General features: G+C 54.7%; 17 protein-coding genes. 15 read left to right on the plus strand and 2 right to left on the minus strand.

Annotation, left to right across the window (positions count from 1 at the left end; genetic code table 11):
- The first annotated feature begins 173 nt into the window (after positions 1–173).
- Positions 174–1130, plus strand: coding sequence for a 23S rRNA pseudouridine(955/2504/2580) synthase RluC (rluC, locus tag AC2LB6_RS13470; RefSeq protein WP_490093894.1), 957 nt, complete (start codon positions 174–176; stop codon positions 1128–1130).
- A gap of 13 nt (positions 1131–1143) precedes the next feature.
- Here the strand turns inward: rluC and AC2LB6_RS13475 are convergent, their stop codons facing one another.
- Positions 1144–1731: a Maf family protein gene (locus tag AC2LB6_RS13475; protein WP_490093895.1), complete on the minus strand. Its 588-nt coding sequence runs from the start codon at positions 1729–1731 to the stop codon at positions 1144–1146.
- A 140-nt stretch (positions 1732–1871) separates the two neighbouring features.
- On the opposite strand from AC2LB6_RS13475, the gene yceD reads away from it, so the two are divergent.
- The 14 genes from yceD (at position 1872) to ptsG (ending at position 14080) form a co-directional block, all read left to right on the plus strand.
- Positions 1872–2393 carry a 23S rRNA accumulation protein YceD gene (yceD, locus tag AC2LB6_RS13480; RefSeq protein WP_090962225.1) on the plus strand — a complete coding sequence of 174 codons (522 nt, stop codon included), beginning with the start codon at positions 1872–1874 and terminating at the stop codon, positions 2391–2393.
- A gap of 14 nt (positions 2394–2407) precedes the next feature.
- Positions 2408–2578 (plus strand): 50S ribosomal protein L32, encoded by a 171-nt coding sequence (gene rpmF / locus AC2LB6_RS13485; protein WP_003849870.1) that lies wholly within the window; start codon positions 2408–2410, stop codon positions 2576–2578.
- Between the two features lie 25 nt (positions 2579–2603).
- Complete coding sequence (gene plsX / locus AC2LB6_RS13490; RefSeq protein WP_090962223.1) at positions 2604–3644, plus strand: phosphate acyltransferase PlsX; 1041 nt, start codon at positions 2604–2606, stop codon at positions 3642–3644.
- A complete protein-coding gene (locus AC2LB6_RS13495; RefSeq protein ID WP_490093896.1) occupies positions 3645–4598 on the plus strand; it encodes a beta-ketoacyl-ACP synthase III in 954 nt (317 codons plus the stop codon).
- A gap of 16 nt (positions 4599–4614) precedes the next feature.
- Positions 4615–5547 carry an ACP S-malonyltransferase gene (gene fabD, locus AC2LB6_RS13500; RefSeq protein WP_490093897.1) on the plus strand — a complete coding sequence of 311 codons (933 nt, stop codon included), beginning with the start codon at positions 4615–4617 and terminating at the stop codon, positions 5545–5547.
- Positions 5548–5557: 10 nt separating this feature from the next.
- Positions 5558–6292, plus strand: coding sequence for a 3-oxoacyl-ACP reductase FabG (gene fabG, locus AC2LB6_RS13505; RefSeq protein ID WP_090962216.1), 735 nt, complete (start codon positions 5558–5560; stop codon positions 6290–6292).
- A 154-nt stretch (positions 6293–6446) separates the two neighbouring features.
- Positions 6447–6683 (plus strand): acyl carrier protein, encoded by a 237-nt coding sequence (gene acpP, locus AC2LB6_RS13510; protein ID WP_003849865.1) that lies wholly within the window; start codon positions 6447–6449, stop codon positions 6681–6683.
- An 85-nt stretch (positions 6684–6768) separates the two neighbouring features.
- Complete coding sequence (fabF, locus tag AC2LB6_RS13515; RefSeq protein WP_090962214.1) at positions 6769–8010, plus strand: beta-ketoacyl-ACP synthase II; 1242 nt, start codon at positions 6769–6771, stop codon at positions 8008–8010.
- 91 nt (positions 8011–8101) lie between these two features.
- Positions 8102–8917 (plus strand): aminodeoxychorismate lyase, encoded by an 816-nt coding sequence (gene pabC, locus AC2LB6_RS13520; RefSeq protein WP_490093898.1) that lies wholly within the window; start codon positions 8102–8104, stop codon positions 8915–8917.
- Positions 8914–9933: a cell division protein YceG gene (yceG, locus tag AC2LB6_RS13525; protein WP_490093899.1), complete on the plus strand. Its 1020-nt coding sequence runs from the start codon at positions 8914–8916 to the stop codon at positions 9931–9933. Before pabC ends, yceG begins: the two co-directional genes overlap by 4 nt.
- Positions 9923–10555 carry a dTMP kinase gene (tmk, locus tag AC2LB6_RS13530; protein WP_490093900.1) on the plus strand — a complete coding sequence of 211 codons (633 nt, stop codon included), beginning with the start codon at positions 9923–9925 and terminating at the stop codon, positions 10553–10555. The genes yceG and tmk overlap by 11 nt, the downstream gene beginning before the upstream one ends.
- A complete protein-coding gene (gene holB, locus AC2LB6_RS13535; RefSeq protein WP_490093901.1) occupies positions 10555–11544 on the plus strand; it encodes a DNA polymerase III subunit delta' in 990 nt (329 codons plus the stop codon). Before tmk ends, holB begins: the two co-directional genes overlap by 1 nt.
- Before the next feature lie 18 nt (positions 11545–11562).
- Positions 11563–12354, plus strand: coding sequence for a metal-dependent hydrolase (locus AC2LB6_RS13540; protein WP_490093902.1), 792 nt, complete (start codon positions 11563–11565; stop codon positions 12352–12354).
- A 289-nt stretch (positions 12355–12643) separates the two neighbouring features.
- Complete coding sequence (ptsG, locus tag AC2LB6_RS13545) at positions 12644–14080, plus strand: PTS glucose transporter subunit IIBC (protein WP_490093903.1); 1437 nt, start codon at positions 12644–12646, stop codon at positions 14078–14080.
- 54 nt (positions 14081–14134) lie between these two features.
- Here ptsG and bglB read toward each other — a convergent pair whose 3' ends face one another.
- The gene (bglB, locus tag AC2LB6_RS13550; RefSeq protein WP_490093904.1) at positions 14135–15274 is read right to left on the minus strand and encodes a beta-galactosidase BglB; all 1140 of its coding nucleotides are present in this window, start codon (positions 15272–15274) and stop codon (positions 14135–14137) included.
- Positions 15275–15276 lie beyond the last annotated feature (2 nt).

The following is a 15276-nucleotide window of genomic DNA, read 5'->3' on the forward strand; positions in this document are numbered from 1 at the left end:
GCGACTTTAGCCAGCTTGTGAAGTTTCTTTACATTTAAAGCGCTAATGTGTCGGACAAAGCACCACTTTGCTGAAAAAGCCAGCAGGGAAGCGAGCCGCCGCCACATCAACTCCTGAGTTAAGCACAGAAAAAGGGGTGGCGCTATCAGGGGACACTATTTAGAATCGCCGCCATGAAAACAGAGAATCCCGGCGTACATTTTGTCGCCATCACGGCTGAAAATGCCGGACAACGTATTGATAACTTTTTGCGCACGCAACTCAAGGGTGTGCCAAAGAGCATGATTTATCGCATCGTACGCAAAGGCGAGGTGCGGGTTAATAAGAAACGCGTTAAGCCAGAGTACAAGCTGGAAGAGGGCGATGAGGTGCGCATTCCGCCGGTTCGGGTAGCGGAACGCGACGAAGATGCTGTTTCCCCCAAACTGGCGAAAGTCGCCTCACTGGCCGATGCCATCCTCTTTGAAGATGAGTCTCTGCTGGTGATGAACAAACCTTCTGGCACTGCGGTTCATGGCGGTAGCGGACTCAGTTTCGGCGTTATTGAAGGATTACGTGCCCTGCGACCTGAAGCACGCTTCCTGGAGCTGGTGCATCGCCTGGATCGTGACACCTCCGGCATTCTGCTGGTCGCTAAAAAGCGCTCGGCGCTGCGTTCCCTGCATGAGCAACTGCGCGAAAAGGGGATGCAGAAAGATTATCTGGCTCTGGTGCGCGGCAACTGGCCGTCACATCTGAAGGTGGTTCAGGCACCGCTGCTGAAAAATATCCTGCAGAGCGGCGAGCGAGTGGTTCGCGTCAGCAGCGAAGGTAAAGCCTCTGAAACCCGCTTTAAAGTGGAAGAGCGGTTCGGGTTTGCCACGCTGGTGAAAGCGAGTCCGGTCACCGGACGTACTCACCAGATTCGTGTACATACGCTGCATGCCGGGCATCCCATCGCCTTCGACGATCGCTATGGTGAACGTGACTTTGACAGTCAGCTGGCGTCAACCGGTTTAAAACGCCTGTTCCTGCACGCAGCGGCGCTGAGCTTTACCCATCCTGGCACCGGCGAAGTGATGCGGGTCGAAGCGCCTCTGGATGATGGCCTGAAGCAGTGCCTGAATAAACTGCGTCAAATGAAAGCGTAATCGCTCTCCGGCATCAGTCCGTTAAAGGGTTGATGCCGGCCTGCTGCAACATCCCATTCAGCGCAATCAGCGGCAGTCCGACCAGCGTATTGGGATCGCGACCTTCCAGACGATTGAACAGACAAATCCCCAACCCTTCACTTTTAAAACTGCCCGCACACTGCAATGGCTGCTCCTTTTCCACATACCCGGCGATTTCAGCGTCCGTTAGCATGCGGAAATGAACCACAAAGGGCTCACAGCAGTGCAGCAGTTGGTTACTGTCTGGATGGAAAAGGGCCAGGCCAGTATAAAAGGTAATGGCCTTACCGCTGGCGGCACGCAGTTGCGCCCGCGCATTCTCAGGCGTGTGAGGCTTTCCTGTAATCTGGCCGTCGAGTACGCAGACCTGATCCGAGCCGATGATCCAGTGGCCGGGATACGTTTTTGCCAGCGCCTGCGCTTTCGCCACAGCAAGACGGATCACCAGCGCTTCGGCATTTTCACCGGGCTGTGGTGACTCATCCACTTCAGGTGCAGCGGTAATAAAAGGCAGGCCCAGCTTGTGCAGTAATGCCTGCCGGAAGGGTGAAGTTGAAGCTAAAAGAATCGATGGTGTCATTTTTTTTCAATAGTGATAGCGAATTGGTGACAGTCATTTTAAACTGTGCGCCGCACTGGATGCGAATAGTGGTTGAAAGATGCTGTTTAACGGCCTTTTTCTTTGACTCTATAACATTACAAAGTTAATATGCGCGCCCTATGCAAAAGGTAAAATTACCCCTAACGCTGGACCCTGTCCGCACCGCTCAGAAGCGCCTTGATTATCAGGGTGTCTACACATCTGTACAGGTGGAGCGTGTGGCCGAGTCGGTCGTTAGTGTGGACAGTGATGTGGATTGTGCCATGTCGTTTGCGGTTGATAACCAACGTCTGGCGGTACTGACGGGTACTGCTGAAGCACACGTGACGTTGCGTTGCCAGCGCTGCAACCAGACCTTTCCCCATCACGTAAAAGTGAGTTACTGCTTCAGCCCTGTCTCTTCTGAAGAGCAGGCCGAGGCATTACCGGAAGCGTACGAGCCGGTCGATGTCAACGAGTTTGGTGAGATCGATTTGCTGGCGGTTGTCGAGGATGAACTTATTCTCGCGCTGCCGGTCGTTCCGGTGCACGATTCTGAACACTGTGAAGTGTCCGAGGCGGACATGGTCTTTGGCAAACTGCCTCCTGAGGCGGAGAAACCAAATCCATTTGCCGTATTAGCCAGTTTAAAGCGTAAGTAATAGGAGTAAGGTCCATGGCCGTACAACAGAATAAACCCACCCGTTCTAAGCGTGGTATGCGTCGTTCGCACGATGCGCTGACCACTGCTGCTCTGTCAGTAGATAAAGTTTCTGGCGAAACTCATCTGCGTCACCACATCACTGCGGACGGTTACTACCGCGGTCGCAAGGTTATCGTTAAGTAAGTTTCTTGCTTAGCAAGGCGATACCTTGACACGTTTGACCCTGGCGATTGATGCCATGGGCGGGGACTTCGGTCCCTGCGTGACAGTGCCTGCAGCATTGCAGGCACTGGCCTCTCATTCGGAACTATTCCTTCTTCTGGTCGGACATCCCGACACCCTCACGCCATTGCTTGCCAAAGCGGATTCCTCCCTGACGGGGCGTTTGCAGGTTATCCCTGCCGAATCGGTTATTGCAAGTGATGCGCGGCCCGCTCAGGCCATCCGGAACAGTCGCGGCAGCTCAATGCGCGTGGCGCTGGAGATGGTTAAAGAGGGACGTGCTCAGGCCTGCATCAGCGCCGGTAATACCGGTGCACTGATGGGGCTGTCGACACTCTTATTAAAACCGCTGGATGGAATTAAACGTCCGGCGCTGATGTCCGTTTTACCGCATCAGCAGCAGGGTAAAACCGTGGTACTGGATCTGGGCGCGAATGTTAATTCAGACAGTGCGATGCTGGTGCAGTTTGCCGTGATGGGGTCAGTGATGGCTGAGCATGTGCTTGGTATTCCACGGCCCCGTGTCGCGTTGCTCAATATTGGTCATGAAGAGACTAAAGGGCTGGAAACCATCCGTGACGCCGCGGTAGTGCTGCGAGAATCACCGCAAATCAACTATATTGGTTACCTCGAAGGTAACGAGCTGCTCACCGGTAAAACGGATGTGATGGTCTGTGACGGTTTTGTCGGAAACGTCACGCTGAAGACCATGGAAGGCGTGGTAAGAATGTTTCTTTCTCTGCTGAAGTCATCAGGGGAAGGTAAAAAACGGTCATGGTGGCTGACGTTGCTGGGACGCTTAATCCAGAAACGTCTGGCGAAGCGCTTCGGGCAACTCAACCCTGACCAATACAATGGCGCTTGTCTGTTAGGATTGCGCGGAACAGTGATCAAGAGTCACGGCGCAGCAAATCAACACGCGTTCGCCGTGGCGATAGAACAGGCAGAGCAGGCGGTGAGGCAGCAAATTCCCGAGCGAATTGCTGCGCGCCTTGATGCTGTATTAGCCAGGAGTGACAAAGCCTAGATGTATACCAAAATTATCGGTACGGGCAGTTATCTGCCCAGCCAGGTTCGCACCAATGCTGATCTGGAAAAAATGGTGGAGACGTCGGACGAGTGGATTGTTACCCGTACCGGCATCCGTGAGCGCCGCATTGCAGCGCCTGACGAAACCGTCGCCACCATGGGATTCAGTGCGGCGCAACGCGCCCTTGAAATGGCGGGCATTGAAGCGAACGAGATTGGGCTGATTATTGTCGCCACAACCTCTTCCAGCCATGCCTTCCCAAGCTCCGCCTGCATGATCCAGCAAATGCTGGAAATCAAAGACTGCGCGGCGTTTGACCTCGCTGCCGCCTGTGCAGGTTTCACCTATGCACTGAGCGTGGCCGATCAATACATTAAAAATGGCGCGGTTAAGCATGCTTTGGTGATTGGCGCTGATGTCCTGGCGCGCGCACTGGATCCGGAAGATCGCGGCACCATTATCCTGTTTGGTGATGGCGCGGGTGCGGTCGTGCTGGGTCAAAGCGAAGAGCAGGGGATTATCTCTACCCATCTTCATGCTGATGGTCGCTACGCCCAGTTGCTGACGCTGCCTTATCAGGATCGTGCCCATCAGGATCAACCTGCCTATGTCACCATGGCAGGCAACGAAGTCTTCAAGGTCGCCGTCACCGAGCTGGCCCACATTGTTGATGAAACGCTGCAGGCCAATAATCTCGATCGCGAAATGCTGGACTGGCTGGTGCCGCATCAGGCTAACCTGCGCATCATCAGCGCCACCGCGAAAAAACTCGGCATGACCATGGATAAAGTGGTCGTCACGCTGGATCGTCATGGCAATACCTCTGCCGCATCGGTGCCAAGCGCACTGGATGAAGCGGTTCGTGATGGCCGCATCAAACCCGGACACCTTATTTTGCTGGAAGCCTTTGGTGGTGGATTCACCTGGGGTTCTGCGCTGGTTCGCTTTTGATTGACAGGAACGAAAGATGACGCAAATTGCATTTGTTTTTCCAGGTCAGGGTTCACAGACCGTGGGCATGCTGACTGAATTAGCAGCAACTTATCCGCTGGTAGAAGAGACTTTCCGTGAAGCCTCTGACGCGCTGGGATATGATCTGTGGCAGTTAGTCAGTGAGGGTCCGGCTGAAGAGCTGAACAAAACCTGGCAGACTCAGCCTGCGCTGTTAGCCGCCTCAGTAGCCATCTACCGTGTCTGGCAGCAGCAGGGCGGTGAACAGCCTGTCCTGATGGCCGGTCACAGCCTGGGTGAATATTCAGCGCTGGTTTGCGCGGGTGTGCTTAACTTTGCTGATGCAGTGAAGCTGGTAGAACTGCGCGGCAAACTGATGCAGGAAGCGGTGCCAGAAGGCACCGGTGCGATGCAGGCGATTATTGGCCTGGATGACGCGGCTATTCGCAAAGCCTGTGAAGAGAGCGCGCAGGGCCAGGTTGTCTCACCGGTTAACTTCAACTCGCCGGGCCAGGTGGTCATTGCGGGTAACAAAGAAGCCGTTGAGCGTGCAGGCGCTGCCTGTAAAGCCGCGGGCGCTAAGCGTGCCCTGCCACTGCCGGTCAGCGTGCCTTCTCACTGCGCACTGATGAAGCCTGCTGCCGATAAACTGGCGGTTGCGCTGGAAAGCATTACGTTTAATGCACCTGCGGTGCCAGTGATCAACAACGTCGATGTGAAAGCTGAGACCGACGCTGCGGCCATCCGCCATGCGCTGGTTCGTCAGCTCTACAGCCCGGTTCGCTGGACTGAGAGCGTGGAAGCGATGGCAGCACAGGGCGTGACGCAGCTCCTGGAGATGGGTCCAGGTAAAGTCCTGACCGGACTGACGAAACGTATTGTCGATAGCCTCACTGCGGCTGCCGTTAACGATACGGCATCACTGACGGCTGCACTCGGTAAGGAATAAGAGGAAAATCATGAGCTTTGAAGGTAAAGTTGCGCTGGTTACCGGCGCGAGTCGCGGCATTGGTCGTGCGATTGCAGAAACTCTGGCGGCACGTGGTGCTAAAGTGGTCGGAACTGCAACCAGCCAGAGTGGCGCCGACGCCATCAGTGCTTACCTTGGCGACAAGGGAAAAGGCCTGTTACTGAACGTGACAGACGCTGACTCAATCAGCAGCGTTTTAGAGAATATTCGCGCTGAATTTGGCGAAGTGGATATTTTAGTCAATAATGCAGGCATTACGCGTGATAATCTTCTCATGCGCATGAAGGACGATGAGTGGGCGGATATCCTCGATACCAACCTCACATCGGTATTCCGCCTTTCTAAGGCGGTCCTGCGTGCCATGATGAAAAAGCGCGTGGGCCGTATCATCACCATTGGTTCCGTTGTTGGAACCATGGGTAATGCGGGCCAGGCAAACTACGCGGCAGCAAAAGCGGGTTTGATTGGTTTTAGCAAATCACTGGCGCGCGAAATCGCGTCACGTGGCATTACCGTCAACGTCGTGGCTCCAGGCTTTATTGAGACTGACATGACGCGGGCACTGAACGAAGATCAACGTTCCGGTATTTTGGCGGAAGTGCCTGCGGGTCGCTTAGGCGATGCTCAGGAAATCGCCAATGCTGTTGCATTTTTAGCCTCTGACGAAGCAGCCTACATCACTGGTGAAACGCTGCACGTCAATGGCGGAATGTACATGGTCTGATAAATCACGAAATCATTTGCTTTATTTGCGGTTAAAACCGCAAAATAACGCAAAATCGTGGTTCGACCAGCCGGGATTTTGTTGCATCTTTTTCACCTTTTTATACACTACGAAAACCATCGCGAAAGCGAGTTTTGATAGGAAATTAAATAGTATGAGCGATATCGAACAACGCGTTAAGAAAATCATCAGTGAGCAGCTGGGTGTGAAAGAGGAAGAAGTCACCAACTCTGCATCTTTCGTAGAAGACCTGGGTGCCGATTCTCTTGATACCGTTGAGCTGGTGATGGCTCTGGAAGAAGAGTTTGATACTGAGATTCCAGACGAAGAAGCTGAGAAAATCACTACCGTTCAGGCAGCGATCGACTATATCAATAGCCATAAAGGCTAATGAATATCTTCAGGCGGTCGCTCGACCGCCTGATTTTTTTGTTTGTCCCACATAGTTCCCTATTTCCCCTCCCTGGAGGACGAACGTGTCTAAGCGTCGTGTAGTTGTGACTGGTCTTGGCATGTTGTCTCCTGTCGGCAATACCGTAGAGTCTACCTGGAGTGCTCTCCTTGCCGGTCAGAGCGGCATTACCCTGATCGACCATTTTGATACCAGTGCTTATGCAACACGTTTTGCAGGTCTGGTAAGAGATTTTAATTGTGATGACTACATCTCGCGTAAAGATCAACGCAAGATGGATGCCTTCATCCAGTACGGCATTGTGGCCGGTATGCAGGCCATGCAGGACAGTGGTCTGGTTATTACCGACGAAAATGCAGGCCGTATGGGCGCAGCAATTGGCTCCGGCATCGGTGGTTTAGGTCTGATTGAAGAGAATCATACTTCACTGGTCAACGGCGGCCCGCGCAAAATCAGCCCATTCTTTGTGCCTTCAACCATCGTTAACATGGTGGCGGGTCATCTCAGCATCATGTATGGCCTGAAAGGTCCAAGCATCTCTATCGCGACAGCCTGTACCTCTGGTGTGCACAACATCGGTCATGCCGCACGTATCATCGCTTATAACGATGCTGACGTGATGCTGGCAGGTGGCACAGAGAAAGCCAGCACGCCATTAGGCGTCGGTGGTTTTGGTGCAGCACGTGCTCTCTCAACCCGTAACGAAAACCCGCAAGCGGCCAGCCGCCCGTGGGATAAAGATCGTGACGGTTTTGTGCTGGGTGACGGCGCGGGCATTGTTGTACTCGAAGAGTATGAACATGCGAAGAAACGTGGTGCGAAAATCTACGCAGAAATCGTAGGTTTTGGTATGAGCAGCGATGCCTACCACATGACTTCACCACCAGAAGATGGTTCAGGTGCCGCGGCGGCCATGATCAATGCACTGCGTGATGCTCAGCTTACGCCAGAGCAAATCGGCTACGTCAACGCGCACGGTACCTCCACGCCAGCCGGTGATAAAGCGGAAGCGCAGGCGGTGAAATCGGTCTTTGGGGCAGCAGCCAGCAGCGTAATGGTCAGCTCAACCAAATCAATGACCGGACACTTACTGGGTGCCGCAGGCGCTGTTGAATCGATTTACTCGATTCTGGCACTGCGCGACCAGGCCGTTCCACCGACCATTAACCTGGACAATCCGGATGAGGGCTGCGATCTCGACTTCGTCCCTCACACCGCGCGTCAGGTTCCTGGACTGGAGTACACGCTGTGTAACTCCTTCGGTTTCGGCGGAACCAACGGTTCGTTGATCTTCCGTAAAGTGTAATCGTTGTAGATTGCTAAAAAGGCCCGCGATGCGGGCCTTTTTTTATCCTGCAAAATGCGCTGAAATCACGGGTCATGCTCAGGAGAGAACGATGTGGATTAACGGGACAAAACAATCGGTGCTGGCCGCCAGCGATCGCGGCCTGCAGTTCGGGGATGGCTGTTTTACTACCGCCGCCGTGCGTCAGGGTAAAATCGTGCTGCTGGAAAGCCACATCCAGCGCCTCAAAGAGGGCTGTGAACGGTTATGGATCGCTGGCGTCGACTGGCATCAGCTTGAGACAGAGATGAAACAAGCCGGGGAGGATCAAACCCAGGCGGTACTGAAAGTGATTATCAGCGCGGGCAGCGGTGGACGGGGTTACAGCCGACGCAGCTGTGATGAACCCACGCGGCTTGTCTCGCTGGCACCCTGGCCGCAACACTATGCCGATCTACAGCAGCGGGGAGCTTCACTCCGGATCAGCCCAATCCCTCTGGCGCGTAATTCCCATTTTGCTGGTATCAAGCACCTTAACCGCCTGGAGCAGGTGATGATCCGGGCTCATCTTGACCAGACAGACGCCGACGAGGCGCTGGTGCTTGACACTGAAGGTTGGGTGGTGGAATGCTGTGCGGCCAATTTATTCTGGCGTCAGGGCACGCAGATTTTCACGCCTGATCTTTCAGCGTCGGGCGTGGATGGCATTATGCGGCGGAGTCTGATGGCGCAACTTGCTGCCGCAGGTCAGGCTTGTCAGGTAGTAAAAAGCGAACCGGCGCAGCTGCTGGCCGCCGATGAAGTGGTGATATGTAACGCGCTGATGCCGGTTCTGCCGGTCCGACAGATAGAAGCGGTACAGTTTACTGAGCGCTCGCTGTTTAATCAGCTGCAGGCAAGCTGTGAAAAGATAATGGATGCATCATGATTCGAAGCAAAAAAATTCTCGTCGGCCTGCTGGCGATTGTGGGTCTCGCAGCTGTGCTGAGTTACTGGCAGGTTAAACAGTTTGCGGCAACCCCGTTAACCATTAAGCAGGAAACGATCTATACGCTGCCTGCCGGTACGGGCCGGGTCGCGCTTGAAGCGCAGCTTGAAGAGCAAAAGATTATTCCACGCAGCATCTGGTTTGGCGCGCTACTGCGCCTGGAGCCGGAACTGGCGACCTTCAAGGCGGGTACCTATCGCCTTGAGCCGGTCATGACCGTACGCTCGCTGTTACAGCTGCTGGCCAGCGGAAAAGAGGCGCAATTCCCTGTGCGGTTCGTAGAAGGTCAGCGGTTGAAAGAGTGGCTGAGTGAGCTGCGTAAAGCGCCCTACATCCGGCATACTCTGAAAGACGATCAGTTCGCCACCCTTGCCAGCGCACTCAAAGTGGAGCCTGAGCAATTGGAGGGCAACTTCTTCCCCGATACCTGGCTCTACACGGCGAACACCACGGATATGTCGCTGCTGCAGCGCGCGCATGAGCGGATGAAAAAGACCATTGATGAGGTGTGGCAGGGACGGGCGGACAATCTGCCTTATAAAACGCCACAGGATCTGGTGACGATGGCCTCCATCATTGAGAAAGAGACCGGCGTCAGCGAAGAGCGCGCGCGCGTCGCCTCGGTGTTTATCAATCGCCTGCGCACCGGCATGCGTTTACAGACCGATCCCACCGTCATCTATGGCATGGGCGACAGTTATAACGGCACGCTGACCCGCAAAGATCTTGAGACCGCCAGCGCGTATAATACTTACATCATTAACGGTCTGCCGCCTGGCCCGATCGCGATGCCGGGCAAAGCCTCACTGCAGGCAGCGGCGCATCCCGAGAAAACTAACTATCTCTACTTTGTTGCAGACGGCAAGGGCGGACATACTTTTACCACCAATCTTGCCAGCCATAACAAGGCGGTGCAGGTCTACCGGCAGACGCTGAAGGAAAAAAATGAACAGTAAGTTTATCGTCATTGAAGGCCTGGAAGGCGCCGGAAAAACCACTGCGCGTGACGCCATCGTCGCCACGCTGCACGCTCGTGGCATCCGTGATCTGGTCTTCACCCGTGAGCCTGGCGGTACACCGCTGGCAGAACAGCTGCGGGTGCTGGTCAAACAGGGGATTGAGGGTGAGCAGGTTACGGATAAAGCGGAACTGCTGATGCTCTATGCGGCGCGGGTTCAGCTGGTGGAGACCGTAATCAAACCGGCGCTGGCTCGCGGTGCCTGGGTCATTGGCGACCGTCACGATCTCTCCTCTCAGGCCTATCAGGGTGGTGGCCGGGGGCTCGACAGCAAACTGATGCAGACGCTGCGCGATGCTGTTTTAGGTGATTTCCGGCCCGATCTGACACTTTATCTCGATGTGACACCGGACATCGGTCTGCAGCGTGCCCGTGCGCGTGGCGAACTGGATCGCATTGAACAGGAGTCGCTGCGCTTCTTTGAACGTACCCGTGCGCGCTATCTGGCGCTGGCCGCAGAAGATCCCACCATTCTCACCATTGATGCCACACAATCGCTCACCAACGTGACCGCGTCACTTCAGGCGGCGCTGGATAGCTGGCTGGCGGAGCAGGAATAATGAACTGGTATCCGTGGTTGAATCAACCTTACCGGCAGGTGATTAGCCAGCACCAGGAGAATCGCGCGCATCATGCGCTGCTGATCCAGGCAATGGCCGGCATGGGCGATGAGGCGCTGGTCTGGGGGATGAGTCGCTGGCTGATGTGCCAGCAGCGGGATGGCCTGAAAAGTTGCGGAGAGTGTCATGGTTGTCAGCTGATGCAGGCCAACACCCATCCTGACTGGTATCGCCTTGAGGCGGAGAAGGGCAAAAGTACGCTGGGCATTGATGCAGTGCGCCAGGTGACGGAAAAGATGTATCACTTTGGTCAGCAGGGCGGCGCGAAAATCGTCTGGCTGCCGGATGCCGCGCAGCTTTCGGAAGCGGCAGCCAATGCCCTGCTAAAAACCCTTGAAGAGCCGCCTGCCAATAGCTGGTTCTTCCTCAGCAGCCGTGATCCTTCACGCCTGCTGGCCACGTTACGTAGCCGCTGCATGACGCTGCATCTGACGCCGCCCGATGAAGGACAAAGCCTGCTCTGGCTGAAGAAGCAGTCTTCACACGATGAGCAGATGCTGCTGGCGGCGCTGCGCCTTAGCGCAGGCGCACCGGGTGCGGCACTGAGCCTGCTGGAAACCGGGCCGTGGCAGGCCCGTCAAAAGCTCTGTGATGCGCTGCCCGCTGCGTTGCAGCAGGATATCCTGCAGTTATTGCCTGCGCTGAACGCGGACGATGCGGCTGCGCGTATTGGCTGGCTGCTCTCTTTACTGCTGGATGCAATGAAATGGCAGCAAAATGCAGGTCAGTGGCTGAGTAATATCGATCGCCAGGATGTCGTGCAACTGCTGGCCGGATACTTTTCAGCCAGTGCGCTCAACAGCAGTACCCAGGAGTGGATGCGCTGTCGCGAGCAGTTACTGCATGTGGCGTCAGTGAATCGCGAACTATTGCTGACCGATCAGCTTCTGAGCTGGGCGGACAAACAGAAGCCTGCGCTGGTCGGCTAAACCTATCTGAGAGTAATTATGTTTATTGTGGATTCCCATTGCCATCTCGATGGCCTGGATTATGAAAAGAACCATCGAGACCTTGATGATGTGGTCGCTAAAGCGGCGGCACGTGATGTGAAATTTATGCTGGCTATCGCCACCACGCTGCCAGGTTTTCACACCCTGAAAAGTCTGGTTGGCGATCGGAAAAATATTGCGCTCTCCTGCGGTGTGCATCCGCTGAATCAGGAAGAGGCCTATGACGTCGAAGAGTTTCGTCGGCTCTCTGCCGATCCTCAGGTGGTGGCGCTGGGTGAAACCGGGCTGGACTATCACTATCAGCCAGAGACTAAAGAGCAGCAGCAGCGCTCGTTCCGGGAACACATTCGCACCGGTATCGCGCTGAACAAACCGATCATCGTTCACACCCGGGATGCACGCGAAGATACGCTGGCGATTCTGCGTGAAGAGCAGGTTGAGCGTTGCGGCGGGGTGCTGCACTGCTTCACTGAGGATCAGCCTACCGCTGCGAAACTGCTGGATATGGGCTTCTACATCTCCTTTTCCGGTATCGTAACCTTCCGTAATGCCGAACAGATACGTGAAGCCGCGCGTTATGTGCCGTTGGGCAGGATGCTGGTGGAGACGGATTCCCCTTATCTGGCACCGGTGCCTTTCCGTGGTAAAGAGAATCAGCCCGCTTATACGCGCGATGTTGCCGAATATCTGGCCGTATTAAAAGGCGTGGATATGGAAACCCTGGCCGCCGCCACCACGCAAAACTTCTCCACGCTATTTCATATCCCTATGAGCAAGCTGGGTGCCTGATCGGCTTTTATTTCAGCCCCTGTAATTAATGTTCAACCTGCTTATATGACCCTGTTTTTTCAGACAGGGTTAGCTTTTTATCGTCGATTACTCGTGCGGATCAGTCAGAAATTTCGTAAAGTGCGCGCCTGTGATTGTCGAAACGTGATAGCCATCAAAGTAACAAACCGGGATTTATTTTACCCTTCGTAATAAATCAAAAGGCGGTCACCGCTAGCCCGGCAAAGAATCCTCCCTCTTTGCCACGCGCACTGCGCAAATATGCACTCATACTCAGGAGCTTCACGCTATGTTCAAAAATGCTTTTGCCAACCTTCAAAAGGTCGGTAAATCGCTGATGCTGCCGGTATCGGTTCTGCCGATTGCCGGTATTTTGTTAGGGGTCGGTTCAGCCAATTTCAGCTGGTTACCTGCAGTGGTTTCGCATGTAATGGCAGAAGCGGGTGGATCAGTGTTCGCCAACATGCCGCTGATTTTTGCCATCGGTGTGGCGCTGGGCTTTACCAATAACGATGGCGTTTCGGCGCTGGCAGCAGTTGTCGCCTATGGCATCATGGTAAAAACCATGGCGGTTGTTGCACCGCTGGTGCTGCATCTGCCTGCGGCGGAGATCGAGGCTAAACACCTCGCCGATACCGGGGTACTGGGCGGTATTATCGCCGGTTCCATCGCCGCCTACATGTTCAACCGCTTCTACCGCATTAAGCTGCCAGAATACCTGGGCTTCTTTGCCGGTAAACGCTTTGTGCCGATTATCTCTGGCCTGGCGGCGATTGTACTGGGCGTGCTGCTCTCCTTTATCTGGCCACCTGTCGGTGCCGCGATTCAGGAGTTCTCACAGTGGGCTGCCTATCAGAACCCGGTCGTTGCCTTTGGTATCTATGGCGTCGTTGAACGCTCGCTGGTGCCATTTGGCCTGCACCACATCTGGAACGTTCCTTTCCAGATGCAGATTGGTGAATACACCAATGCGGCTGGTCAGGTGTTCCACGGCGATATCCCGCGCTACATGGCAGGTGACCCGACCGCAGGTAAACTTTCTGGCGGCTTCCTGTTCAAAATGTACGGCCTGCCAGCGGCAGCGATTGCTATCTGGCATTCAGCTAAACCTGAAAACCGTGCCAAAGTTGGCGGCATCATGATCTCTGCTGCGCTGACCTCATTCCTGACCGGTATCACCGAACCGATTGAATTCTCATTCATGTTCGTCGCGCCGATCCTGTATGTGATCCATGCGCTGCTGGCTGGTCTGGCATTCCCAATCTGTATCCTGCTCGGAATGCGTGATGGCACCAGCTTCTCACACGGTCTGATCGACTTTATCGTGCTGAGCGGTAACAGCAGCAAAATCTGGCTGTTCCCGATTGTCGGTATCATCTACGGTCTGATTTACTACACCGTGTTCCGCGTACTGATCGCTAAACTGGATCTGAAAACGCCTGGCCGTGAAGAGAGCAGCAGCAGCGAGCAATCTACCGCGACCGGTACCGAGATGGCGGGTAAACTGGTTGCCGCGTTTGGTGGTAAAGAGAACATCACTAACCTGGATGCCTGTATCACCCGTTTACGCGTCAGTGTTGCCGATGTGGCGAAAGTGAATCAATCTGAACTGAAAAACCTCGGCGCCCGTGGCGTGGTGGTTGCCGGTTCCGGTGTGCAGGCAATTTTCGGAACCAAATCCGATAACCTGAAAACTGATATGGATGATTACATCCGCAGCATGTAATGATGTACTAAGTTGAAAAAGCCCCGCTAAGCGGGGCTTTTTTTTGGCCAGGATTCAGAGGTAGACGCGCAGATACTCGGTCAGGCAGAGCAGGGCCATCGCCTGCCCATAGGGCATAGACGTCAGGGGAACCGTGCGGTAGTAATCCAGATTGCTGCCCATCGCGGTGCCAAAGGAGACCTGTTTCAGTTCGCCATCCTCATCGATATTAGCAATCACGCCGCGCAGCGCTTTTTCTGCTATCTCTCGATACTCAGCGGGCAGATAACGCTTTCGTACCCCTTTAAGAATGCCATAAGCAAACCCGGCGGTGGCGGAGGCTTCCGGGTAGCTCTGCGGATCATCGAGCAGGGTGTGCCACAATCCGCTGCTGTGCTGGCAGGCCTTCAGCGCTTTGACCTGGCTTTCCAGCACCTGCTGCAGGAAGCGGCGCGTAGCATGATGTTCTGGCCAGTTCATCATCTCCAGGAAGTCGGGAATGACAATCGTCACCCAGCTGTTACCGCGCGCCCAACGAGCATCAGCAAAGTTATGGCGGCCGTCGAAGTTCCAGCCGTGAAACCATAAGCCGGTTTTGCGATCCATCAGATATTGGGTATGCAGCAGGAACTGGTAGCTCGCTTCCTCAATCCACTCATCACGTTTCAGCAACTGGCCAATCTTAGCCAGCGCCATTACGCTCATCATCAGCGTATCGTCCCATAGCTGCTGCGTGTTCTCATTGTTATAAACAATGTGCTGCAGGCCGCCCTGTTCGGTGCGCGGCATCTCATACATGACCCATTCTGCCCAGCGCTCGAGCACCGGCACCCAGACCGGGTTTCTTGTCTCTTCGTAACGATAAGCCAGCGTCAGGAAAGGACACACCGTATTCACATTTTTGGTTGGCGCGCCTTCCGCCAGGCGCTGAGTGAACCACTCATCAATGATTGCCAGCGTCTGCTGATCGCCGGTCTGCTGATAGTAGTGCAGCATGCCATACAGACCGATGCCATGTGTCCATTCCCAACCCGCCCAGCCTTTGGTATCAATCACCCGGCCATCGTCCAGCCGCAATAAAAATTCGCCTGTCTCATCGGTGATGTTAACCAGATTTTGTGTCAGCTTTTGAATCAGCTGTACCAGTTCGCTGCGTGGCAGCAGATGCTCAGGTTGGCACAATAATTTGCTGTGTTTAACGGGAAATACAGTCATGG

It is taken from the genome of Pantoea sp. RCC30.1 (assembly GCF_058148845.1).

What these genes read in the sequence shown, in the direction of transcription:
- yceD (WP_090962225.1), top strand. Translation starts at nt 1,872, where the DNA reads ATGCAAAAGGTAAAATTACCCCTAACGCTGGACCCTGTCCGCACCGCT.
- pabC (WP_490093898.1), top strand. Translation starts at nt 8,102, where the DNA reads ATGTGGATTAACGGGACAAAACAATCGGTGCTGGCCGCCAGCGATCGC.
- yceG (WP_490093899.1), top strand. Translation starts at nt 8,914, where the DNA reads ATGATTCGAAGCAAAAAAATTCTCGTCGGCCTGCTGGCGATTGTGGGT.
- holB (WP_490093901.1), top strand. Translation starts at nt 10,555, where the DNA reads ATGAACTGGTATCCGTGGTTGAATCAACCTTACCGGCAGGTGATTAGC.
- ptsG (WP_490093903.1), top strand. Translation starts at nt 12,644, where the DNA reads ATGTTCAAAAATGCTTTTGCCAACCTTCAAAAGGTCGGTAAATCGCTG.
- rpmF (WP_003849870.1), top strand. Translation starts at nt 2,408, where the DNA reads ATGGCCGTACAACAGAATAAACCCACCCGTTCTAAGCGTGGTATGCGT.
- bglB (WP_490093904.1), bottom strand. Translation starts at nt 15,274, where the DNA reads ATGACTGTATTTCCCGTTAAACACAGCAAATTATTGTGCCAACCTGAG.
- fabD (WP_490093897.1), top strand. Translation starts at nt 4,615, where the DNA reads ATGACGCAAATTGCATTTGTTTTTCCAGGTCAGGGTTCACAGACCGTG.
- rluC (WP_490093894.1), top strand. Translation starts at nt 174, where the DNA reads ATGAAAACAGAGAATCCCGGCGTACATTTTGTCGCCATCACGGCTGAA.
- AC2LB6_RS13540 (WP_490093902.1), top strand. Translation starts at nt 11,563, where the DNA reads ATGTTTATTGTGGATTCCCATTGCCATCTCGATGGCCTGGATTATGAA.
- AC2LB6_RS13475 (WP_490093895.1), bottom strand. Translation starts at nt 1,731, where the DNA reads ATGACACCATCGATTCTTTTAGCTTCAACTTCACCCTTCCGGCAGGCA.
- AC2LB6_RS13495 (WP_490093896.1), top strand. Translation starts at nt 3,645, where the DNA reads ATGTATACCAAAATTATCGGTACGGGCAGTTATCTGCCCAGCCAGGTT.
- acpP (WP_003849865.1), top strand. Translation starts at nt 6,447, where the DNA reads ATGAGCGATATCGAACAACGCGTTAAGAAAATCATCAGTGAGCAGCTG.
- tmk (WP_490093900.1), top strand. Translation starts at nt 9,923, where the DNA reads ATGAACAGTAAGTTTATCGTCATTGAAGGCCTGGAAGGCGCCGGAAAA.
- fabG (WP_090962216.1), top strand. Translation starts at nt 5,558, where the DNA reads ATGAGCTTTGAAGGTAAAGTTGCGCTGGTTACCGGCGCGAGTCGCGGC.